The organism is Micromonospora sp. CA-269861, from assembly GCF_050948505.1.
In the GTDB taxonomy this organism is placed as follows: domain Bacteria; phylum Actinomycetota; class Actinomycetes; order Mycobacteriales; family Micromonosporaceae; genus Micromonospora.
Map to the genome: position 1 here is coordinate 833,257 of NZ_CP192014.1, position 22,128 is coordinate 855,384.

Annotated in this window: 18 protein-coding genes and 1 pseudogene; 16 read left to right on the plus strand and 3 right to left on the minus strand. The window is 70.1% G+C overall.

What is annotated here, in order from left to right; translation table 11 throughout:
• Positions 1–8: 8 nt before the first annotated feature.
• Positions 9–1,055 carry a LacI family DNA-binding transcriptional regulator gene (locus ACQP0U_RS03905; RefSeq protein ID WP_433315831.1) on the minus strand — a complete coding sequence of 349 codons (1,047 nt, stop codon included), beginning with the start codon at positions 1,053–1,055 and terminating at the stop codon, positions 9–11.
• A 197-nt stretch (positions 1,056–1,252) separates the two neighbouring features.
• Here ACQP0U_RS03905 and ACQP0U_RS03910 point away from each other — a divergent pair, with 197 nt between their 5' ends.
• The 13 genes from ACQP0U_RS03910 to ACQP0U_RS03970 all read left to right on the plus strand — a co-directional run bounded on the left by ACQP0U_RS03910 (position 1,253) and on the right by ACQP0U_RS03970 (position 15,203).
• Positions 1,253–2,497: a sugar ABC transporter substrate-binding protein gene (locus tag ACQP0U_RS03910; protein WP_433315833.1), complete on the plus strand. Its 1,245-nt coding sequence runs from the start codon at positions 1,253–1,255 to the stop codon at positions 2,495–2,497.
• The gene (locus tag ACQP0U_RS03915) at positions 2,497–4,149 is read left to right on the plus strand and encodes an ABC transporter permease subunit (protein ID WP_433315835.1); all 1,653 of its coding nucleotides are present in this window, start codon (positions 2,497–2,499) and stop codon (positions 4,147–4,149) included. The genes ACQP0U_RS03910 and ACQP0U_RS03915 overlap by 1 nt, the downstream gene beginning before the upstream one ends.
• A gap of 14 nt (positions 4,150–4,163) precedes the next feature.
• Complete coding sequence (locus tag ACQP0U_RS03920) at positions 4,164–5,039, plus strand: sugar ABC transporter permease (RefSeq protein WP_433320595.1); 876 nt, start codon at positions 4,164–4,166, stop codon at positions 5,037–5,039.
• A 171-nt stretch (positions 5,040–5,210) separates the two neighbouring features.
• Positions 5,211–5,933 carry a glycosyltransferase family 2 protein gene (locus ACQP0U_RS03925; protein WP_433315837.1) on the plus strand — a complete coding sequence of 241 codons (723 nt, stop codon included), beginning with the start codon at positions 5,211–5,213 and terminating at the stop codon, positions 5,931–5,933.
• A gap of 99 nt (positions 5,934–6,032) precedes the next feature.
• Positions 6,033–6,374, plus strand: coding sequence for a hypothetical protein (locus ACQP0U_RS03930; protein WP_433315839.1), 342 nt, complete (start codon positions 6,033–6,035; stop codon positions 6,372–6,374).
• Between the two features lie 277 nt (positions 6,375–6,651).
• Positions 6,652–7,719 (plus strand): BMP family lipoprotein, encoded by a 1,068-nt coding sequence (locus ACQP0U_RS03935; protein ID WP_433320598.1) that lies wholly within the window; start codon positions 6,652–6,654, stop codon positions 7,717–7,719.
• Between the two features lie 262 nt (positions 7,720–7,981).
• The gene (locus ACQP0U_RS03940; protein WP_433315841.1) at positions 7,982–8,563 is read left to right on the plus strand and encodes an ATP-binding cassette domain-containing protein; all 582 of its coding nucleotides are present in this window, start codon (positions 7,982–7,984) and stop codon (positions 8,561–8,563) included.
• Complete coding sequence (locus ACQP0U_RS03945) at positions 8,460–9,524, plus strand: ABC transporter ATP-binding protein (protein WP_433315843.1); 1,065 nt, start codon at positions 8,460–8,462, stop codon at positions 9,522–9,524. Before ACQP0U_RS03940 ends, ACQP0U_RS03945 begins: the two co-directional genes overlap by 104 nt.
• A 76-nt stretch (positions 9,525–9,600) precedes the next feature.
• Entirely contained in the window at positions 9,601–10,974 is a 1,374-nt protein-coding gene (locus ACQP0U_RS03950; RefSeq protein WP_433315845.1) for an ABC transporter permease, read from the plus strand.
• 3 nt (positions 10,975–10,977) lie between these two features.
• Positions 10,978–12,258, plus strand: a complete 1,281-nt coding sequence (locus ACQP0U_RS03955; RefSeq protein ID WP_433315847.1) for an ABC transporter permease — start codon at positions 10,978–10,980, stop codon at positions 12,256–12,258.
• Positions 12,259–12,343: 85 nt separating this feature from the next.
• Positions 12,344–13,048, plus strand: a complete 705-nt coding sequence (locus ACQP0U_RS03960; protein WP_433315849.1) for a cytidine deaminase — start codon at positions 12,344–12,346, stop codon at positions 13,046–13,048.
• Between the two features lie 80 nt (positions 13,049–13,128).
• On the plus strand, positions 13,129–14,412 hold the full coding sequence (locus ACQP0U_RS03965) for a thymidine phosphorylase (protein WP_433315850.1): 1,284 nt from the start codon (positions 13,129–13,131) through the stop codon (positions 14,410–14,412).
• Positions 14,413–14,522: 110 nt separating this feature from the next.
• Positions 14,523–15,203, plus strand: coding sequence for a DUF4272 domain-containing protein (locus tag ACQP0U_RS03970; protein WP_433315852.1), 681 nt, complete (start codon positions 14,523–14,525; stop codon positions 15,201–15,203).
• A 2-nt stretch (positions 15,204–15,205) separates the two neighbouring features.
• Here the strand turns inward: ACQP0U_RS03970 and ACQP0U_RS03975 are convergent, their stop codons facing one another.
• Positions 15,206–16,060: a putative RNA methyltransferase gene (locus ACQP0U_RS03975; protein ID WP_433320601.1), complete on the minus strand. Its 855-nt coding sequence runs from the start codon at positions 16,058–16,060 to the stop codon at positions 15,206–15,208.
• A 97-nt stretch (positions 16,061–16,157) separates the two neighbouring features.
• Here ACQP0U_RS03975 and ACQP0U_RS03980 point away from each other — a divergent pair, with 97 nt between their 5' ends.
• Positions 16,158–17,231: an adenosine deaminase gene (locus tag ACQP0U_RS03980; protein WP_433315854.1), complete on the plus strand. Its 1,074-nt coding sequence runs from the start codon at positions 16,158–16,160 to the stop codon at positions 17,229–17,231.
• Between the two features lie 2 nt (positions 17,232–17,233).
• Here the strand turns inward: ACQP0U_RS03980 and ACQP0U_RS03985 are convergent, their stop codons facing one another.
• Positions 17,234–17,527, minus strand: coding sequence for a hypothetical protein (locus ACQP0U_RS03985; RefSeq protein ID WP_433315856.1), 294 nt, complete (start codon positions 17,525–17,527; stop codon positions 17,234–17,236).
• Positions 17,528–18,029: 502 nt separating this feature from the next.
• Between ACQP0U_RS03985 and ACQP0U_RS03990 the strand changes: the two are divergent.
• Together ACQP0U_RS03990 and ACQP0U_RS03995 are read left to right on the plus strand one after the other, a co-directional pair.
• A pseudogene (locus tag ACQP0U_RS03990) lies at positions 18,030–21,667 on the plus strand (nitrate- and nitrite sensing domain-containing protein).
• Positions 21,664–22,068 carry a roadblock/LC7 domain-containing protein gene (locus ACQP0U_RS03995; RefSeq protein WP_030329023.1) on the plus strand — a complete coding sequence of 135 codons (405 nt, stop codon included), beginning with the start codon at positions 21,664–21,666 and terminating at the stop codon, positions 22,066–22,068. Before ACQP0U_RS03990 ends, ACQP0U_RS03995 begins: the two are co-directional and overlap by 4 nt.
• Positions 22,069–22,128: the final 60 nt, after the last annotated feature.

Sequence of the window (22,128 nt, forward strand, 5' to 3'; positions counted from 1 at the left end):
TGCAAGAGTCAAGCAGATCTTGCGTAAGAGAGGCGCGCGGAACTCGGCGCGACAGCGGTGGAGCCGCGCACCACCAGCTCCGGGCGGAACAGGTACTCCGAGTGCGGGGCGCCGTGCCCGTTGATCTCGTCCACCAGGGCGCGGACGGCGGCCACCGCCATCGCGGTGACCGGCTGCCGCATGGTGGTCAGTGGCGGGTCGGTGAAGGCCATCAGCGGAGAGTCGTCATAGCCGACCACGGAGACGCCGTCGGGCACGTTGAGGCCGCGCTGGCGGGCGGCCCGGATCGCGCCGAGCGCCATCAGGTCGGAGCCGCAGACCACGCCGGTGACGCCTCGGTCCAGCAGTCGGCCGGCCGCCGCCTCACCACCCTCCACTCCGAACAGTGACAGCTCGGCCAGTGGGCCCAGGTCGGCTTCGGCGACGCCGGCCAGCCGGGTCATCGCGGAGCGCCAGCCGGCCACCTTGCGCTGCACCGGTACGAACCGGTCCGGGCCGGTGATCAGGCCGATCCGCCGGTGCCCGAGCGCGACCAGGTGGGCGACGGCCAGCTCGGCCGCCTCCCGGTCGTCGCAGGAGACGAAGGGCGCGCCGATGCCGGGCACGTACCCGTTGATCATCACGACCGGCATCGGCCGGGCGAGCAGCGCCCGGTAGCGGTCGTGGTTGGCGGCGGTGTCGGCGTGCAGACCGGAGACGAAGACGATCCCGGAGACCTGCCGGTCCAGCAGCATCTCTACGTACTCGTCCTCGGTCACGCCGCCGGCGGTCTGGGTGCAGAGCACCGGAGTGAACCCGCTCTGCGCCAGGGTGGACTCGATGACCTGGGCGAAGGCGGGGAAGATCGGGTTGTCCAGCTCCGGCACCACCAGGCCGACCAGTCCGGCGCTGCGCTTACGCAGCCGGGCCGGGCGCTCGTACCCGAGCACGTCGAGGGCGGTGAGGACGGCCTGCCGGGTCTCCGCGGCCACGCCGGGGCGGTCGTTGAGCACCCGCGACACCGTGGCCTCGCTGACTTCGGCCTGCTGGGCGATGTCGGACAGTCGAGCGCGCATGGCGGCACTTTAGCCCACCGGCAAGTTCTTGCGGGGTGCTCTGCAAGCCCTTCCATAATCTGCAACGTCTTGCTAACGTCCCCGCAACATACGAGAGCAGCGGCGCACGTCCATGCGCCGGTTGGCAAGAACTTCCAGAGGTTTCCACTGGCCGGCCGCCTTCCCCCGGCGGACCCGCCATGACGACAGGAGCACCGATGCGCATCCGTACCGCGGGTGTGGTCGCCCTCTTCACCCTGGCGCTCGCCGCCTCGGGCTGCGGTGGCGACAGCGACGAGCCGGCCGCGAAGGACACCCCCAAGGCCGCCGGCAAACTGGTGATCTGGGCGGACGACAAGCGGACCGCCGCCCTCAAGCCGTTCGCCGAGAAGTTCGGCCAGGAGAACGGCGTCACCGTCGAGGTCCAGGCCGTCAGCAAGGACCTGCAGACCAACTTCGTCACCGCGTCGCAGCAGGGCAGTGGCCCGGACGTGGTAGTCGGCGCACACGACTGGATCGGCAACCTGGTGCAGAACGGCGCCATCGACCCGGTGCAGCTCGCCGCCGAGCAGAAGAGCGCGTTCAACGCGACAGCCATCAAGGCGGTCACCTTCAACGGTCAGCTCTACGGCGTGCCGTACGCGCAGGAGAACCTGGCGCTGATCCGCAACACCGACCTGGCCCCGAAGGCGCCGAAGACCATCGAGGACCTGGTCGCCAACGGCAGGACGCTCAAGGCGTCGAAGAAGACCACCGAGACGCTCTGCCTCCAGGTCGGCCAGAACGGCGACGCGTACCACATCTACCCGCTGTACACCTCGGCCGGCGGATACCTCTTCGGAACCGGCGCCAACGGGGACTACGACCCGAAGGACCTGGGCGTGGGCAAGCCCGAGTCGGTCGAGGCCTTCAAGAAGATCGGCGCGCTGGGCGAGAAGGGCGCGGGTGTGCTCAAGCGCTCCATCGCGGACACCAACTCGATCGCCACCTTCACCGGCAAGAAGTGCGCGTACCTGGTCTCCGGACCGTGGGCCGTGGCCGACGTGAAGAAGGCGAACATCAAGTACGACATCTCGGCGATCCCCGGCTTCGCCGGCGGCAGGGAGGCCCAGCCGTTCGTCGGCGTGCAGGCGTTCTACGTCGCCGCGAAGGGCAAGAACAAGGCGTTGGCCCAGGAGTTCGTGGCCAACTACACCACCACGCCCGAGTTGGCCGTCGCGCTGTACAACGCCGAGCCCCGGCCGCCGGCGCTGACCGCCGCCCTCGACCAGGTCAAGGGCACCGACCCGGACCTGGCCAAGTTCCAGGAGGCGGGCAGGAACGGGCAGGTGCTCCCGGCCATCCCGGCGATGGCCGCGATCTGGGACCCGTTCGGCAAGGCCGAGGCCGCCGTCATCGGTGGGGCAGACCCGACCAGCACCATCACCGCGGCCGGCAAGACCATCTCCGGCCAGATCAAGTAATGAGTACGCCGCTGTCCGGCCCGGGGTCTGCCACGCAGGCTCCGGGCCGGGAGCCCGCCGGCTCCCACCTTCCGCGCGCACGTCGGTCGCGCACGCGCGCCACCCGCGACGACGCGCCGATCACAGTGACCGGGCTCGCCGGCAAGGTGCTCCTGCTCGGCCTGACCGCCGGTGTCGCGGTCTGGGCGGCGTTCCCGCTCATCGCCGCCGGCATGTGGGCCGGCCTGGCACTGCTGGCGGCGTCCACCGCCGGGCTGTTCTACCTGTACCTCACCCGTCGGCACATCCCGGCCAAGTACCTGGTCCCGGGAACCCTGTTCCTGATCGCCTTCCAGGTCTTCCCGGTGCTCCACACCGCCAGCACCGCCTTCACCAACTTCGGGGACGGGCACCGGGGCAGCAAGGACGACGCGATCGTCGCCATCGGGTCCTCGTCGGTCACCCAGGTACCCGGGTCCGCCGAGTACTCCCTGTCCATCGCCACGAAGGGCGACCCGGCAACCGGCGCGCTGGTCTTCCTGGTCACCGACCCGGGCACCGGCGCGGTCTCCGTCGGCGACACCGACGGGCTACGCCGACTCGACAGCGCCGACGTCACGGTCGCCAACGGTGGCAGGGTCACCGCCGCCGACGGGTACACGGTGCTGAACGTCGGCCAGGCCAGTTCCCGCAGCAAGGAGATCACCGACCTGGTGGTGCCCACCCCCGGGGGCGCGCTGCGCTCCAGCGGTCTGTCCCGCGCGTACGAGGGCAAGGCGGTGCGGGCGTACGAGGCCGGCTGCGACTGCGTCCGGGACGCCGAGACCGGGCAGACCTGGACCGCCGACGACGAGGCGGGCGCCTTCGTCGCGGCCGACGGTGAACGGCTGGCCCAGGGCTGGAAGGTCAACGTCGGGCTGGCCAACTTCACCCGCGTGCTCACCGACGAGAACATCTCCGGCCCGTTCCTCGGCAGTCTCATCTGGAACTTCGCCTTCGCCATCGGCTCCACAGGCGGAACGTTCCTGCTCGGCATGCTGATGGCACTGGTCCTGCACTCGCCCCGGATGCGCGGCACCAATCTCTACCGGGTGGTGCTCGTCCTGCCGTACGCCATGCCGTCGTTCGCGATGCTGCTGGCCTGGCGGGACATGTTCAACGCCGACTTCGGACTGATCAACAACCTGCTCGGGGTGAATGTGGACTGGTTCGGCCAGGCGTGGACGGCCCGCTTCGCTGTCATCCTGGTGCAGCTCTGGCTCGGCTACCCGTACATGTTCCTGGTCGCCACCGGCGCCTTGCAGGCCATCCCACGCGAGCTGACCGAGGCCACCTCGGTCGACGGGGCCTCGCCCTGGCAGTCCTTCCGCGCGGTCACCCTGCCGCTGCTGCTGGTCGCGCTCTCCCCGCTGCTGATCTCGTCGTTCGCGTTCAACTTCAACAACTTCAACGCGATCTACCTGACCACCGAGGGTGCGCCCTTCCCCGCCGACAACCCGGCCAACGGTGCTACCGACCTGCTCATCACGTACACCTATCGGCTGGCCTTCGGCGGGCAGGGCGCGCAGGTCGGCTTCGCCGCCGCGATCTCACTGTTCATCTTCGCCATCGTCGCGGTGGTCTCCGCGATCAGCTTCCGGCGGACCCGCAGACAGGAAGAGGTGTACGCGTGAGCGCGAACAGAAAGGTGGATCGCGTGAGCGCGAGGCGGCGTGGCCGCTGGTTCACCCAGGTCGGCTGGCGGCATCTGGTCGCCGTGCTCGGCGTGCTGTTCAGCCTGTTCCCGATCGTGTTCGTGCTCTCCGCCGCGCTCAACCCGCTCGGCACCCTGTCCACCACCGAGCTGGTGCCGACCGGCGGGGTGTCCCTGGGCAACTTCGGCGGGTTGTTCGAGCGAACGGCCTTCGGGCGGTGGTTCCTCAACTCGCTGCTGATCGCCGGGGTGGCGTCGTTCGCGTCGGTGTTCCTCTCGGCGCTCGCCGCGTACGCGTTCTCCCGGATGCGGTTCCGGGGCCGCCGCGTGGGGCTGCTCTCGCTGCTCCTGATCCAGATGTTCCCGCAGTTCCTGGCGATCGTGGCGATCTACCTGATCTTCGGCACGATCACCGATCTGTGGCCGTCGATCGGCTTCAACACTCCCTGGGGCCTGCTGCTGCTCTACCTCGGTGGGGCGCTCGGGGTGAACACCTGGTTGATGAAGGGTTTCTTCGACACGCTGCCCAGGGAGCTGGACGAGTCGGCCACCATGGACGGCGCCTCGCACGCCCAGGTCTTCTTCCGGATCATGCTGCCGCTGGTGGCGCCGATCCTGGCGGTCGCCGGGCTGTTGGCCTTCATCGGCACCATCAACGAGTTCCTGATGGCCAACGTCTTCCTGACCAGTACCGACTCCAAGACGCTGGCGGTGGGGATGTACGGCCTGTTGGAGGGCAACGAGCGCAACAACAACTTCGGCATCTTCGCGGCCGGCACCCTGCTGACCGCGATCCCGACGGTGCTGGTCTTCCAGTTTCTTCAGCGCTACATCGTCTCCGGGCTGACCTCCGGAGCCGTCAAGGGTTGAGAGCGGGGGCGGTCGATCTTCGACGGCGCGCGGGGTAGGGTGCTTCGGCACCGCGCCGACGCTGCTCAGCGAGAGCGGGCCAGCGAACGTGTGGCGCGCCTGCTTCACCAGCCGCTGGTGGCCCGCCGGCCGCCTGTCAACCGCCGTCCGGTGCCGTCCCGGGGGAGTCTCGTGCAACTGTCGATCTTGATGGCGGTCTACAACGAAGCGGAACGCGTCGCCGAGGCTCTGCGGCAGGCCCTCGCCGTGCAGTACCCGTGCGAGATCGAGATCGTGGTGGTCGATGACGGTAGTACTGACGAGACCGCGGAGATCCTCGGTCGGCTGGTCGACGCGCGGCTGCGGGTCGTGACGCACCCGCGTAACGCGGGCAAGGGCGCGGCGATCAAGACGGCGGTGGACAGTGCCCGGGGCGAGTACATGGTGATCCTCGACGCCGACCTGGAGTACGACCCGCAGGACATTCCGCAGCTGTTGGCGCCGGTGCTGGAGGGGCACGCGACAGTCGTCTACGGCAACCGCACCTTCGGTAGCCACAGCGCCCACAGCTTCTGGTACGTGGTGGGAAACCGCGGGATCACCACGGCGGCGAACGTCCTGTTCAACTCCTACATCGGCGACCTGGAGACCTGCTTCAAACTGATGCCGGTGGAGCTGTACCGATCGCTGGACATCCGGTCCCGCGGGTTCGGCATGGAGGCCGAGGTGACGGGAAAACTGCTGCGACGGCGGATCCGCCCCTACGACGTGCCGATCACCTACCGGGCGCGGGGCCGTGCCGAGGGCAAGAAGATCACCTGGCGGGACGGGGTGGAGGCGTTGTGGATCCTGGGCCGGGAACGAGCCCGGCGTCGTCCCGGCGGCATCCCCGTCAGGACGCTCGCTGACCGATGACGTCCACTGGCCTCCACGAAGCGTCGGGAACCGGCTGATCCACATCCGTCGGTGGTTCCCACTACTACGATCCGTCGTTCATAGGGAAGTATGGCGACCGTGGAAGCTCTCAGACTCATCCTCCTCTACGTCCATCTGATCGGGTTCGCCCTGCTGCTCGGCGGCTCGATCGCCCAGTACGTCAGCGGCCCGCCGCGGATCAACCCGGCGATGCTGTGGGGCTCGGTGATCCAGTTGCTGACCGGGCTGGGCCTGGCCGCGCCGCTGCGCGACGGCGACGAGCCGGCGCCGGCAAAACTTGTGACGAAGTTGGTGATCGCGCTGCTGATCTTCGTCATGGTCTTCTTCTCCCGGAAGCGGGACGTGGTCAACCGCGGTCATTTCCTCGCGATCGTCGGCCTGACCCTGGTCAACGCGGCGGTAGCGGTCTTTTGGCGGTAACGTCCGGGGAAGGAAAGCGCCTCCAGAAAACGGACTTTGCGGACGCCCTGGCGCTCGGTTACCAGCACGAAGAGTGACTTGCCCCACGCAAGGGTTACACCCGGGTAACAGGCGCTCAACAGTCGTGCACGATTGTCGGCCGGTGGGTGGGCGCGGGCGTACGCTCCCGTCCGTAACGTGGGACAGCCGGCGGCATACCGCAGGTCGGCTGATGGGCTGCCACCGCACTAGGCGCGGTGTGCAATGGGAAGGAGACGTCTTGCGCTCGGTGCGTGGGATGCGGATCGCCTCGATCTTCGCGGTGGGTGGGCTCGCGCTCACCGCCGCCGCTTGTGGCGAGGCCCCCAAGGATGACAACAACGCCGGCAGTGGCGCCAAGAAGTTCAGCGCCTGCATGGTGACCGACGTCGGCGGCATCGACGACAAGTCGTTCAACACCTCGGCCTGGAAGGGTCTGCAGGAGGCCAAGGCCGCCAACGACAACATCGACATCAAGTTCGTCGCGTCGAAGGCCGAGGCCGACTACGAGCCGAACCTGACGCAGTACGTCAACCAGAAGTGCGACTTCATCCTGGCGGTCGGTGGCCTGATGGCCAACGCCACCTCGAAGATCGCCAAGGCGAACCCGAACCAGGAGTTCGGCATCGTCGACGCGAACCCGGGTGACGCCAACGTCTACCCGATGCAGTTCGACACCGCCCAGGCCGCGTTCCAGGCCGGTTACCTGGCCGCCGGCATGAGCAAGAGCGGCAAGGTGGCCACCTACGGCGGCCTGCCGATCCCGCCGGTGACCATCTTCATGGACGGCTTCGTCGACGGCGTGACGTACTACAACACCACCAAGAAGAAGAACGTCCAGGCGCTGGGTTGGAACAAGGAGACCCAGAAGGGCTCCTTCACCAACGACTTCGCCAAGCAGGACGAGGGCAAGAAGGTCTCCGACGCGCTGGTCGCCCAGGGCGCGGACATCATCATGCCGGTCGCCGGCGGCTCCGGCCTCGGCACCACCGCCGCCGCCAAGGCGTCGGGCGGCAAGTACAGCACCATCTGGGTGGACGTCGACGGCTGCGAGAGCACCCCGGACTGCTCGGCGATCATCACCACGGTCGTCAAGAACATCCCGGAAGCCGTCAAGGAGGCCGTGATCAAGGCCGCCGCCGGCGACAAGCTGCCGGCCAAGCCGGGCTTCGTCGGCACCCTGGCCAACACCGGTGTCTCGATCGCCCCGTACCACGACTTCGACAGCAAGGTTCCGGCCGAGCTGAAGGCCGAGGTCGACAAGATCAAGGCGGACATCGCCGCCGGCACCATCACGGTCACCTCGAAGGCCCAGCCGACCAAGTGACAACCGGCCGGCCCCTCCGGTGAGATCATCGGGAGGGTCGGCGGGGGACAGGTACGACCGATCGGCCGCTCCGGCTCTGCGGGTGCCCCGCGGGGTCGGAGCGGCCGATCGCGCACCACGGCGGCCGGTCCGGTCCGGCCGGTTCCACAGCAGCTAGGCTGCACCATCGCTCGCACTCCAGGAGGTTGCGCTGAGACTCGAACTGCGCGGCATCACCAAGCGGTTCGGTGATCTGGTCGCCAACGATCACATCGACCTGACGGTGGAGCCTGGAGAGATTCACGCCCTCCTCGGCGAGAACGGCGCGGGCAAGTCGACCCTGATGAACGTGCTCTACGGGCTCTACCAGCCCGACGAGGGCGAGATCCTGGTCGACGGGGAGCCGCTGAAGCTGAAGGGCCCGTCCGACGCGATCGGAGCCGGGATCGGCATGGTGCACCAGCACTTCATGCTGGTGCCGGTCTTCACCGTCGCCGAAAACATCATGCTCGGCGCCGAGCAGGTCAGGGGCGGCATCGCCGGTTTCCTCGACCGGCGTCGGGCCCGGCGCGAGGTCACCGAGGTGTCCGAGCGCTACAACCTGCGGGTCGACCCGGACGCGGTGATCGAGGACCTGCCGGTCGGCGTCCAGCAGCGGGTCGAGATCGTCAAGGCGCTCACCCGCGACGTCGACCTGCTCATCCTGGACGAGCCGACCGCGGTGCTCACCCCCCCAGGAGACCGAGGAACTGCTGACGGTCATGCGGTCGCTCAAGGCGGCCGGCAAGTCGATCGTCTTCATCACCCACAAGCTCGGCGAGGTCAAGGCCATCGCCGACCGGATCACCGTGATCCGACGCGGTAAGACCGTCGGCACCGCCTCGCCGGAGGCCAGCCGGGACGAGCTGGCCGCCCTGATGGTCGGGCGCAACGTCCGGCTCACCGTGGACAAGTCCCCGGCCACGCCGGGCGACCCGGTGTTGGAGGTGGCCGGGCTGGTCGTCGACGACGACCGGCAGATCCGCGCGGTCGACGGCATCGACCTGACCGTACGCGCGGGCGAGGTGCTCGGCGTGGCGGGCGTGCAGGGCAACGGTCAGACCGAGCTGATCGAGGCGATCATGGGCCTGCGCCCGGTGCTCGCCGGCACTGTCAGCCTGGCCGGCGACCGGATCGACGGCTGGAAGCCCAAGAAGGTGCTCCGGGCGGGCGTCGGCTACGTGCCCGAGGACCGCAGCGTGGACGGCCTGGTCAAGGAGTTCAGCGTCGCGGAGAACCTGGTGCTGGACATCTACGACAGGTCGCCGTTCGCTGCCGGGCTCGCGCTGAAGCCGGACGCGATCGCCGCCTCGGCGAAGGAGCGGATCGAGCAGTTCGACGTCCGTACCTCATCGGCCGACGCGGCGGTGGGCACCCTCTCCGGCGGCAACCAGCAGAAGGTGATCGTGGCCCGGGAGCTGTCCCGGCCGCTGAAGCTCTTCATCGCCGCCCAGCCGACCCGTGGCGTCGACGTCGGGTCGATCGAGTTCATCCACAGCCAGATCATCCGCGAACGGGACATCGGCACCGCCGTCATGGTGGTCTCCAGCGAACTCGACGAGGTGATCGGGTTGGCCGACCGGATCGCGGTGATGTACCGCGGTCGGATCATCGGCATCGTCGGCCCGGACACCCCGCGTGAGGAGATCGGCCTGCTGATGGCCGGCATCAGCCCGGACGCGGCCCACGACGCCGACGCCGCCGAGGCACCAGCCGCCGAAAAGCCCGGCGTGGCAGACGGGAGCCCGGCGACCGACGCAGGCTCCGCGAGCGAGGACGAGGCATGAGCGAGCGCCAGCGAGTGAATCATCGTTGTCGGGGTTTGGTGCCTCATGGCGTCATGCAGCGAAGCGGAGTGACGGCATGACCAACCCCAATCCGCAGTCCGGCTCGCCGGACAAGGAGCCGGCGAGCGAGGCGCAGGCCGCGCAGAACGCGCTCGGCAACACCGAACGGGCCGAGGTGGCCACCGAGCCGGACCGCTCGGTGGCGAAGCCGGACCCGGAGCCGGAGTCGAAGCCGAGCCTGGGGCGGTTGTTCCTGGACAACCTCTGGGCGGCCAACACCTTCACGGTGACCCTGCTGTCTCTGGTGCTGGCGATCGTGGTCGGCGCGGTGCTGATGATCATTTCTGATCCGGCAGTGCTCTCCACCTACTCGTACATCACGTCCCGCCCGTCCGACGCGATCAACTCCAGTTGGACGCTCGTCAGCGAGGCGTACGCGAACCTGTTCAAGGGCTCGATCTTCGACCCCGAGGCGTTCTCCGGCTGGCTGGACGGCGCGAACGGCTGGCAGGCCGTGCTCGCGCCGATCTCGGAGACGCTCACCTACGCGGCGCCGCTGGTCTTCACCGGCCTGTCGGTGGCGCTGGCCTTCCGGGGCGGCCTGTTCAACATCGGCGCCCAGGGCCAGGCCACCATCGGCGTGATCATGGCGGCGCTGGCCGGCTTCCTGCTGCCGCTGCCGCCCGGCCTGCACCTGTTGGTGGCGGTGCTGGCCGGCGCGCTGGGTGGTGCGATCTGGGGTTTCATCCCCGGCATCCTCAAGGCCCGCGCCGGCGCGCACGAGGTGATCAACACGATCATGCTCAACTACGTCGCCACGTACTTCCTCACCTGGTTGATCGTGCAGAACGGCGTGCAGGATCCGACCCGTACCGACGCGATCAGCAAGGCGGTGGACAGCTCCGCCCAACTGCCCCGACTGCTCGGCGACAACCTCCGGGTGCACGCCGGCATCCTGCTCGCGGTGCTGGCCACCTGGGCGGTCGCCTGGCTGCTCAACCGCTCGACGCTCGGCTTCGAGCTGCGCGCGGTCGGCGCGAACCCGGACGCCGCCCGAACCGCAGGCATCAGCGTCACCCGGACGTACATCCTGATCATGGTCTTCGCCGGCATCCTGGCCGGCCTCGGCGGCTCGAACATGGTGCTCGGCTCCACCGCCAGCGCGTTGACCCCGCTGGTGGTGGCGCAGATCGGCTTCGACGGCATCCTGGTGGCGCTGCTGGGGCGGGTGAAGCCCTGGGGGGTGCTGCTCGCCGCGCTGCTGTTCGGGGCACTTCAGGCCGGCGGTAACCGGATGCAGTCGTACTCCGGGATCTCACTGGAGCTGGTGACAGTGCTCCAAGCGCTGATCGTCATCTTCATCGCCGCGCCGGCCCTGGTGAAGGCGATCTTCCAGCTCCGGGCCGCACGCGCCGCCCGGTTGCAGACGAGCCTGGCGAAGGGCTGGTAACTCATGTCCACCATGGCTGTCCCCGACATCGCCGTCGCCCCGGTCGACGAGGGCTTCTGGACCCGTAGCCGCAAGGTCGGCCTCACGCTGCTGGGGCTCGGCCTGCTGTCCGCGGTGCTCTTCGGCGCGCTCGCCACCGACCAGCAGGCACGGTTCACGCTCAGCGACGACGCGGCCGGCGCCGCACTGGAGATCAACGGCACGATCGGGGCGATCCTGTTCGGGATCATCACGATCGCCGCCGGCGCGGCGCTGCTCGCCGGGGTGCCGAAGCGGTGGTTCCTCACCGTGCTCGGCGTCGGGCTCGTCGGTTTCGTGCTGTCGTTCCTCTGCTGGCAGGTCTCCGCCGCGCCGACCGGGCAGAACTTCATGCCCCTGGTCAACATCATCCGCGGCACCTTCATCCTGGCCCTGCCGCTGATCTTCGGCGCGCTCGCCGGTGTGCTCTGCGAACGCTCCGGCGTGGTCAACGTCGCCATCGAGGGCCAGCTGCTGATGGGCGCGTTCAGCGGCGCCCTGTTCGGCAGCATCTCCGGCAGCGTCTGGGTGGGTCTGGTCGCCGCCGCTCTCGGTGGCGCGTTCATCTCGCTGCTGCTCGCCGTCTTCGCCATCCGCTACCTGGTCGACCAGGTCGTCATGGGCATCGTGCTGAACCTGCTGGCGGTCGGCGTCACCGGCTTCCTCTACGAGCGGCTGATGCAGACCGACGCCGCGAAGTACAACAGCGCTCCCCGCTTCAGCAACTGGGAGATCCCGCTGCTGAAGGACATCCCGGTGCTCGGGCCGGCGTTGTTCCGCGGCAACATCTTCCTCTACGTCGGGCTGCTCCTGGTGCTGGTGATCCACATCGGGCTGTTCCGCACCCGGTGGGGTCTGCGGACCCGCTCGGTCGGCGAGCACCCGATCGCGGCCGACACACTCGGCGTCAAGGTGCTGCGGGTGCGCTACCGCAACGTGCTGCTGGCCGGCGTGGTCGCCGGGATCGGCGGGGCGTCCTACACGCTGGCGCTCTACTCGTTCACCAAGAACATGATCGGCGGTAAGGGCTTCATCGCCCTGGCCGCGCTGATCTTCGGCCGGTGGAACCCGACCGGCGCGCTGCTCGCCGCGCTCTTCTTCGGTTTCGCCGACCAGCTCGCCACCTACCTGGGCGCGATCAGCAGCTCGATCCCCAGCCAGTTCCTGGCCATGCTGCCCTACCTGGCGACCATCCTGGCCGTCGCCGGGCTGGTCGGCCGGGTCCGGGCACCGGCCGCCGACGGCAAGCCGTACATCAAGGGCTGACGTCGGAGCCGCCGGTGTGCGCGCAGGGGCCGGGGACCCGGCCCCTGCCCGCTTCTGACCTGGGCTCCTTCGGCAGAATGATGGCATGACCGACATTGACTGGGCGCGGCTGCGCGCCGCCGCCACCGACGCGATGCGGCACGCGTACGCGCCGTACTCGACGTTCCCGGTCGGCGCGGCCGCGCTGGTCGACGACGGCCGCGTGGTGGTCGGCTGCAACGTGGAGAACGCCGCGTACGGGGTGACGCTCTGCGCGGAGTGCGGTGTCGTGTCCAGCCTGCACGCCACAGGTGGCGGTCGGCTCGTCGCGCTCTCCTGCGTCGACGCCACCGGCGAGCCGTTGATGCCGTGCGGCCGCTGCCGGCAACTGCTCTGGGAGCACGGCGGGCCGGAGTGCCTGATCGAGAGCAAGACCCGGCCACTGCGGATGGCCGAGCTGCTGCCGCACGCTTTCGGCGTGGAGGACCTGGAGGCCGTCACCGGGGAGACGCCGGTGCCGGTGGTCCCGGAGCGGCTCGCTGCCTGGCGCGGGCGCGGCACCGTCTTCGTGCACCCGGACATGTCCGCCGGTCAGCAGGTCTGGACGGCGTACTGGGAGCGGTCGGCCGGAGACGACGCCGGTGCCGAGACCGGAGTGTTGGAGGAGGCGCCGAGCTGGGCCGACCCGGCCGAGGCGGTCACCTGGGGCCTGGCCCGGACCCCCCGGGTGGTCGTGGTGGACGCCACCGGCACCATCTTCTGGGCCGGCGAGGGTGAGCCACCGGCGGAGATTCCGCTGCGCTGGTCTTGATGTGTGGTTGCGGCTGAGAGCCGTGGGCACCCGCCGTCCGTCGGGCACGGTTTCTCCCATCGACTAGGAAAGATCTTCTGATGAGTAGTGGGTTCGCTGCTGTTGACGTTATTCGGCTCAAGCGGGATGGGGGTGTGCTGTCGGACGCGCAGATCGACTGGGTGGTCGACGCGTACACCCGGGGGGTCGTCGCCGACGAGCAGATGTCAGCGCTGGCGATGGCGATCCTGCTCAACGGCATGACCGGGCCGGAGATCGCCCGGTGGACCGCCGCGATGATCGCCAGCGGTGAGCGGCTGGACCTGTCCGCGGTACGCCGACCGACTGTCGACAAGCACTCCACCGGCGGTGTCGGCGACAAGATCACTCTGCCGCTCACTCCGCTGGTGGCGGCCTGTGGCGCGGCCGTACCGCAGCTGAGCGGCCGGGGTCTCGGGCACACCGGCGGCACGCTTGACAAGTTGGAGTCCATCCCGGGCTGGCGGGCCACGGTGAGCAACGACGAGTTCATCGCCCAACTGGACGACGTCGGCGCGGTGATCTGCGCGGCAGGTGCCGGGCTCGCCCCCGCCGACCGCAAGCTGTACGCGTTGCGCGACGTGACGGGCACCGTGGAGGCGATCCCGCTGATCGCCAGCTCGATCATGAGCAAGAAGATCGCGGAGGGGACCGGTGCGCTGGTCCTCGACGTCAAGGTCGGCTCGGGCGCCTTCATGAAGTCCGTCGACCAGGCCCGCGAGTTGGCGCGCACCATGGTCGAGCTGGGCGGTGCGCACGGTGTGCGGACGGTCGCCCTGCTCACCGACATGTCCACCCCACTCGGCCTGGCGATCGGCAACGCCGTCGAGGTGACCGAGTCGGTCGAGGTGCTGGCCGGTGGTGGACCCGCCGACGTGGTGGAGCTGACCCTCGCACTGGCCCGGGAGATGCTCGACGCCGCCGGCCTGCCGGACGCCGACCCGGCGGCGGCGCTGCGTGACGGCCGGGCCATGGACTCCTGGCGGGCGATGATCCGGGCGCAGGGCGGCGACCCGGACGCGCCGATGCCAACGGCCGCCGAGGTGGAGGTGGTCCGCGCCGAGCGGGACGGGTACGTCGCGGCCATCGACGCGTACGCCATGGGGGTTGCGGCGTGGCGGCTCGGCGCGGGTCGGGCGCGCAAGGAGGACCCGGTCAGCGTGCCGGCCGGTGTGGTGTTGCACAAACGGCCGGGTGACGAGGTGCGGGCCGGTGACCCGCTCTACGAGCTGCGTGCCGAGGACGCGGCGCGGATTCCGGCCGCGCTGACCGAGGCCGCCGACGCGGTACGGATCGCGTCGACGGCTCCGGCGGCGACGTCGTTGGTCATCGAGCGCATCGGCTGATCGATCCAGCGTCGCCCTGGCGTGGTGCCGGTCACCTGGGAGCGCTATTGTCGCAGGCCAAGGGGGGACAACCGGCCTTGCGCCGGCGCGAGCAGACAGGAAGATCCGCCGTGACCGTTGCTGCCCCCGACCCACGTGAGGTGCGCGAGGCGAGCCTGGACGAGCTGTCCCGGCTCGGCCTGCCGTTGCCGCCGGCCCAGTTTCCCCTCGTCTGGGAGCCGGGTGACCAGATCGACCTGCGCCCGACCGCCGAGATCGAGGCGCGGATCGCCGTGCTGCACCTGATCCTGGCCCGCTGCTTCGGGATGCCCCCACAGGCGGCGATGAGCTGGCTGCTCGGCTCGCACCTGGTCGACATGGTCACCCCGCCCGAGTGGCAGTTCGTGATGGGCGGCAAGGGCGACCACAGGTCGTTCGTGCTGCATCACGACGCGCTCTTCGCGCTGGCCTGGGTGCTCGGGCTGAGCAAGCAGCTCGACCCCACGCTGGCCGTCGACGAGCGGCTGGTCGAGCGGCTGCCGCACATCGCCGAGGGGGAGACCTTCCCGCACTGGCGTTCCCGGATCCTCACGGCGCCGCAGCACCCGGTCGACGCGGCAGCCCTGCTCGACCTGCACTACTGCCTGGACTGGGCGTACCTGGAGACCGAGCGCGGCGGCCGACGGGCGCCGGGCCTGGTCGACGCGAACGCGATCGGGCAGCGGCGCTGGGCCCTGGAGTGGGCGGTGATCCTGCGCGGGCCGTACCACGACGAGCCGCCGGGCTGGGAAGAGGTCGACCTCTCCACCTGAGGTCAGCGCGGTCGCAGGACGTCGAGTCGGACCGCCACGGTGACCCGGGCCGGCTCGGGCACTGCGGCCAGCCGGGCGGCGAGCGCGTCCGGGTCGGTGTGCCAGGCGCTCGGGCCCATCCCGACAAGGGTGGCGACCTCCGCCCGGCTCAGGGCCAGCTCCGCCCGGTGCACGGCCGAGCTGACAAGCGTGAAGTGCCCGCCCAGGCTGCCGGTTACCCGGTCGGCCTTGTCCGGGTCCACCCGCAGCAGGTCGAGGGCGTCCACCAACTGGGTGAGGTGGTCGGTGTCGGGCGTGACCACCAGCAGCGTTCCGGCCGGATCGAGCACCCGGTGGAACTCCGGACCGTTTCGCGGGGCGAAGACGTTCAGCAGCACGGCGGTCGAGGCGTCCGCGAGCGGCAGCCGCTGCCAGGTGTCGGCGAGCGCCGCGGCGGCCCGGGGATGCGCCCGTGCCGCGCGCCGCAGCGCCGGCTTGGACACGTCCAGGGCCAGACCCACGGCGTCCGGCAGCGCCGCCAGCACCGCGCCGAGGTACCGGCCCGTGCCGGCACCGGCATCCACCACCACTGGGTACGCCTCGACGTCCGACAAGGCCCGCGTCGCGGCGTCGGCGAGGGCGGCCGAGATGAGGTCGTAGTGCCCGGCGGCGAGGAAGTCCGCCCGGGCGGCCACCATCTCGGCGCTGTCGCCGACGTGCGGTGCGCGTCCGGCGAGCAGGTTGACGTACCCCTGCCGTGCGATGTCGAAGCTGTGCCCGCGCGGGCAGCGCAACGCCCGGGCGGTGCCTGCGGTCGTCTCGGCCAGCGACTCGCCGCAGACCGGGCAGCGCAGCCGGTCGAGGACCCGGGGGTCCATGCCAGGCAGCAGCTTGTCCAACCCCCGGAACGCGTCCATGCCGTCGAGCCTAGTGGCCTGGCTCGGCAGGCCTGAGCTGGCTGACTAGGGTCTGAGCATGGTCGCAACAATCCGGTACGAGGACATCGTCAAGGTCCCGAAGGCGCTGCTGCACGACCACCTCGACGGCGGGCTGCGAGCGGCGACGATCGTCGACCTGGCTGCCGAGGTGGGCCACGAACTGCCCACCACCGACCCCGAAGCGCTCGGACGCTGGTTCGCGGACGCTGCGGACTCCGGTTCCCTGGAGCGCTACCTCGAGACGTTCGCGCACACCGTGGCGGTCATGCAGACCGCGCCCGCGCTGCGTCGGGTGGCCCGCGAGTGTGCCCTGGACCTGGCCGCCGACGGCGTGGTCTACGCCGAGGTGCGCTTCGCCCCGGAGCAGCACCTGGAACGGGACCTGAGCCTGGACGAGGTGGTCGAGGCGGTGCTGGCCGGGTTCGCCGAGGGCACCGCCCAGGCGGTCGAGGCGGGCCTGACCATCCGGGTGGGCACCCTGCTCACCGCGATGCGGCACGCCGCCCGCTCACAGGAGATCGCCGAGCTGGCCGTGCGGCACCGGGACGCCGGGGTGGTCGGCTTCGACATCGCCGGCGCCGAGGCGGGCTTCCCGCCCACCCGGCACCTGGACGCCTTCGAGTACCTCCAGCGGGAGAACTTCCACTTCACCATCCACGCCGGCGAGGCGTTCGGTCTGCCGTCGATCTGGCAGGCGATCCAGTGGTGCGGAGCGGACCGCCTCGGCCACGGGGTGCGGATCGTCGACGACATCGCCCCGGACGGCTCGCTCGGCCGGCTGGCCGCGTACGTCCGGGACAAGCGGATCCCCCTGGAGCTGTGCCCCTCGTCGAACGTGCAGACCGGCGCGGTGGACTCGATCGCGGACCACCCGATCGGCCTGCTGCGGGACCTGCGCTTCCGGGTGACGGTCAACACCGACAACCGGCTGATGAGCGGCACCTCGATGTCGCGGGAGATGTCGCTGCTGGTGGAGACGTTCGGCTACGGCTGGAAAGAGTTGCAGTGGTTCACCATCAACGCGATGAAGAGCGCCTTCATCCCGTTCGACGAGCGACTGCGGATCATTGACGAGGTGATCAAGCCGGCGTACGCGAAGTTGCTGGCCTGAGCTCAGCCGTGTGGGTGGCCGGCGAGCAGGCCGGCCACCCGGCGCAGCACCTGTCGGGCCCGGGCCGCCTCCGCGCCCAGGCCCATCTGCCGACGCAGCACCGCGGGCTCGGCCCGCAGGAGCGCCACCCCGCGTCGAATCAGCACCCGGGGTGCCTTGCGCTGCTCGGACAGGTCACGGGCGAGCCGGCGCAGGAATGTCGCTCCGCGCGGGCGGCGCAGCGCGTACGCCCCGGCGAGCAGGCCACGGCGACGGCACTCCTCGACGATCTCGGCGGCGAAGATCCCTTCGGCCACGAAAAGTGGCGATCCGGCGACATCAAATGGCCGGGTGGCTACCCGTCGATCGGCACCGATTGCATAAACCGGCACATCGGCTCGACCCTCGCGGGCAAGTCGGGCAATGATTTCCACCGCACTCGGGGCGTCCCAGGACTGCGGCGATTCCCAATCCACCTGGCCGTTTCGTCTCGGCAACGTAGGGTCATCGCCGTCTTTGTAGAAGTCGTCCAAGCAGAGCACCGGCAAGCCGGTTTGCTGCGCTATGTACGACTTTCCGGACCCAGAAGGGCCGGCCAGCAGGACAACTCGGTGCGGATGATTCATTACCTTCAGTTACTCCGGCCAGACAGACTGCTATCAAATCGCATCAACATCTCATCACACCTTCGGTTGGGGACAACCTGGGCTTTCTTCTTGTCGACCGGCGTGATGGAATCTCGGGGGTCCGACCCGCCGGGTCGGTCGCTGGGCGTTGCCCGGGGCAACGCGTTGAAGCTGTAATCGCGAGGGCGGTGACGTGAGCAAACGGCCAAAGACGGCGGGCTCCTTCCTGTCGCGGCTGCGCCGGCCGGCCAGCCGGCTCCGGGACATGCCGATCTGGTCCAAGCTCGGTCTCATCATGATCGTGCCGACCATCGCCACGGTCGTCGTGGGCACCAGTGGTCTTGTCGACCACGTGGAGACGCTCAACAATGCCAACCGAGCTGGCGACCTGGCGAACCTGTCGAGCTATTCGGGTGTCCTTGTCGACAGCCTGCAGGACGAGCGGACCGCCGCCGTGCTGCTGCTGGGCGCGGACGGGACGCAGCCGACGGCGCAGTACCAGGAGGCCTACAACCGGGTGAACTCCCGGGTGGATCAGGATGCGGTCCCCTACCGGCAGCAGCGGGCCGAGGTTGAGGACCTGCCGGGCAGCCTGGAGAGTCTGCTCGACAGCATCGACCAGAACCTGCAGGACCTGTCGGGCGTCCGCAGCCAGGTGTTCAACGGAAAGCTCGCGCTCACCGAGACCGTGCAGGCGTACGAGGGTCTGATCAGTGACCTGCTCGCCATCCGGGACTCGTCCACGCAGCTCGCCGGTAACAACCAACTGAGCGACCGGATGCGCGCCGCCGCGGCGGTCGCCCGGGAGAAGGAGTTCCTCGCCGTACGGCGGGTCGTCGTGCACCGCGCGCTGGGCGTCAAGGGCGGAAAGCGCCTGACTCCGGCACTGCGCAGGGACTACGTCGCCAGTGACACCGGCCAGCAGCAGGCTCTGCAGAGCTTCAAGGCCGTCGCCACCCCGGACGACGCGAAGTTCCACGACCAGACCGTCGCGGGCGGCGACCGCCGGCAGGCACAGAACTACACAGGCTGGATCGACGGCAACACCACAGGCGACATGCGTGGTGCGCCATTCGGCCCGGACCAGTGGGAAGCCGCCATGACGGCCAACGCCAAGCTGATCCGCACCGTCGAGACGAAGCTCGACGGCGAAGTGGTCAACCAGGCCGACACCCTGCGCTCGGACGTCCAGCGTCAGGTCTTCCTGGAGACCGGTCTGCTGCTCAGCATGTTGCTGCTGGCCATCCTCTTCGCCTACCTGGTCGCCCGCTCGATGGCCCGCTCACTCCGTGAGCTGCGGCAGGGCGCGCTCTCCGTCGCCCAGTACGGCCTGCCGCAGGCGGTGGCCCGCCTGCGCGACCCGCAGGTCGTCGGGCAGCTCTCCCCGGTGCAGTTGGCCAACCAGATCGCCGAACCGCTGCCGGTACGCAGCAAGGACGAGTTCGGCCAGGTGACCGAGGCGTTCAACGCCGTCCACCTGGAAGCCGTCCGTACGGCCGCCGAGCAGGCCGCACTGCGCGCCTCTGTCGCGACCATGTTCGTCAACCTGGCCCGCCGTTCGCAGATCCTGGTCGACCGCCTCATCGGGCACCTCGACCGGCTGGAGCGCGGCGAGGAGGACCCGGACCGTCTGGCCGAGCTGTTCCAGCTCGACCACCTGGCCACCCGGATGCGCCGTAACGACGAGAACCTGCTGGTGCTCGCCGGTGCCGACTCCACCCGTGTGCAGCGTGAGCCGGCCGCTCTCATCGACGTGCTGCGCGCCGCGCAGTCCGAGGTCGAGCACTACACCCGCATCGAGTTCGGGGTCATCGACCGCGACATCGAGGTCGCCGCACACGCTGTCAACGACCTGGTGCACCTCGTCGCGGAGTTGTTCGACAACGCCACCGCGTTCTCACCGCCCGACTCGCAGGTCATGGTCGAGGCTCGCCGTGTCGGCGACCGCTCCTCGCTGTATGTCGAGGACCGCGGCATCGGCATCAGCGCCGAGCAGTTGCACGACCTCAACGAGCGGCTCGCGACGCCTCCGCAGGTAGACGTGGCCGTGTCCCGGATGATGGGCCTGGTCGTGGTCGCCCGGCTGGCGTCCCGGCACGGTGTCCGGGTCGAGCTGCGTCCCGGCAACGATCGCGGCACGGTCGCCGATGTGACCCTGCCCACGTCGGTGCTGGTGCCCCGGGCGCTGTCCGGTCGGGTGCAGCAGCCTCCGGCGCTGCCGGCGGCCGGTCCCCAGTTCGGTGGCCCGCAGACCGGTACTCCTCAGTTCGGTGGTCAGCAGTCCGGTGGGCCCGCACCGGTCTTCGGTGCGCTGCCCGCGCTGGGCAACGGCCCTCGCCCGAGCGAGTCCGGCAACCAGGTCACCCTGGGCGGTCGGCCGTTCGACCCCGCGTCGCGCAACGGTGCCGGCACCCCCGCCAACGGTGGTGCGTACCGCTCGATGCCGGCCTGGTCCGACCTGACCGGCGCGGCCGGCACGAACGGCGTCAACGGCGGCGACGGGTTCACCCCCGGTCGGCCAACGGCCCGGGGGCCGACCCGCTGCCGCAGCGCCGCGCCGGGGACGAGACCCCGACCACCGGCCAGCAGGCGGCCATTCCGCGTCAGCTGCCGAGCAGCCCCGAGGCGCACCCGTACTCGGCGCCGCCGGTCTCCGCGCAGCCCTACTCCGGTGCGCCGGTCTCGGCCTCGCCGGCCTCCGGCCAGCCCTACTCCGGGCAGCCCTACTCGGGTGCGCCGTACGGCGGCGCGCCGGTGTCCGCCGCCCCGGCCTCCGGGCAGCCGTACGCCGGTCCGCCGGTGTCGGCGTCGCCCGTCTCGGCCTCGCCGGCGTCCGGTCAGCCGTACTCGGGTCAGCCGTACTCGGCACCGCCCGCCTCCGGCCAGTCGTTCAGCGGGTTCGCGCCCCGATCCGCCCCGCCCGCGCAGGCAACCAGCGCCCCGGCCCCGCCGGCCTGGCCGCCAGTGCCGGGTAGCGAACGGGACACGGCCACCCCGCCGGTGCCCGAGCGGCTCGCCGCCGCGCTGGACATGACGACGGAGCTGCCGCGGGTTCCGCGACCCGGCGAGCAGCCGGCCGCAGCCCAGCCTCCGGCTCCCGCGCCGACCCCGGCAGCAGCGCCGGCACCGCAGACTCGGCCGACGCCGCAGCAACCGCAGGCGCAGAACCGACAGCGGTACGCGGACGAGACGATGGAGCTGCCGATCTTCCGGGAGCTCGAATCGGCCTGGTTCCGTACCCGTCGCCCGGGCTCCGAGGAGACCGCGGCCGGCGCCGAGCCAGCGACGAACGGCGACTCCGCGACCCAGCAGTTCGCCACGGTCGAGGCCACCGGTCGGGCAGTCCACAAGACACCACCCGGGACGACAGGTAACACACCGATGGCAGACACTCCGACGGTCGGAGGAGCGCCGCGGGACAACGGCTCCACAGCGAACGAGGGCGCCCGCCCCAGCCTCGCCGAGAGCCTGCCGAACCGCCGGCCACAACCGCAGAGCAACGGCTGGCAGACCGCTGCCGACGACGGCTGGCGTGCTGCCTCCGCAGCGGCCGGCGCGGCGCCGGTGAGCGAGACCACCACGACCGGTCTGCCGAAACGCAAGCCGATGGCGCAGCTGGTGCCCGGCGCGGTGGAGAAGCCCACCACCTCGGTCCAGCGGCGCTCCCCGGAGGCGGTTCGTGGCCTGCTCTCCGCCTACCACCGGGGTGTGCAGCGGGGGCGTAGCACCTCGGACAACCCGACCAGCCCGGAGGCGACTCCGGGAGGGCAATCCTCGCAGTCTGGCTCAGGCCCGGTGGCCGGGAGCGGGCAGAAGGAGCAAGAAGGATGACAACTACGCAGGATCTTGGTTGGCTGCTGGCCAACTTCGCCGACCGGGTGCCCGGCGTCGCGCATGCGGTCGCCGTATCGGCGGACGGCCTACTCCTCGCGTCGTCACGGGATCTGCCGCGCGACCGGGCAGACCAGCTCGCCGCGATCTCATCGGGTCTGGTCAGCCTGACCCAGGGGGCAGCGCGCTGCTTCGAGGGAGGCGCGGTGTTGCAGACCGTCGTGGAGATGGACAATGGCTTCCTGTTCCTGATGTCCATCTCGGACGGCTCGTCCTTCGCCGTGCTGGCAGCTCGCAGCTCCGACGTCGGCCAGGTCGGCTACGAGATGGCGCTGCTGGTCGACCGGGTGGGCGACGCGCTGACCCCGCAGCCGCGTGCGGCTGCGGGCATGCTGGGCTGACGCTCCGCCGATCGTGGGGTCGGCACGACTACAACAACGACAACGACGGGTTTCACCGGT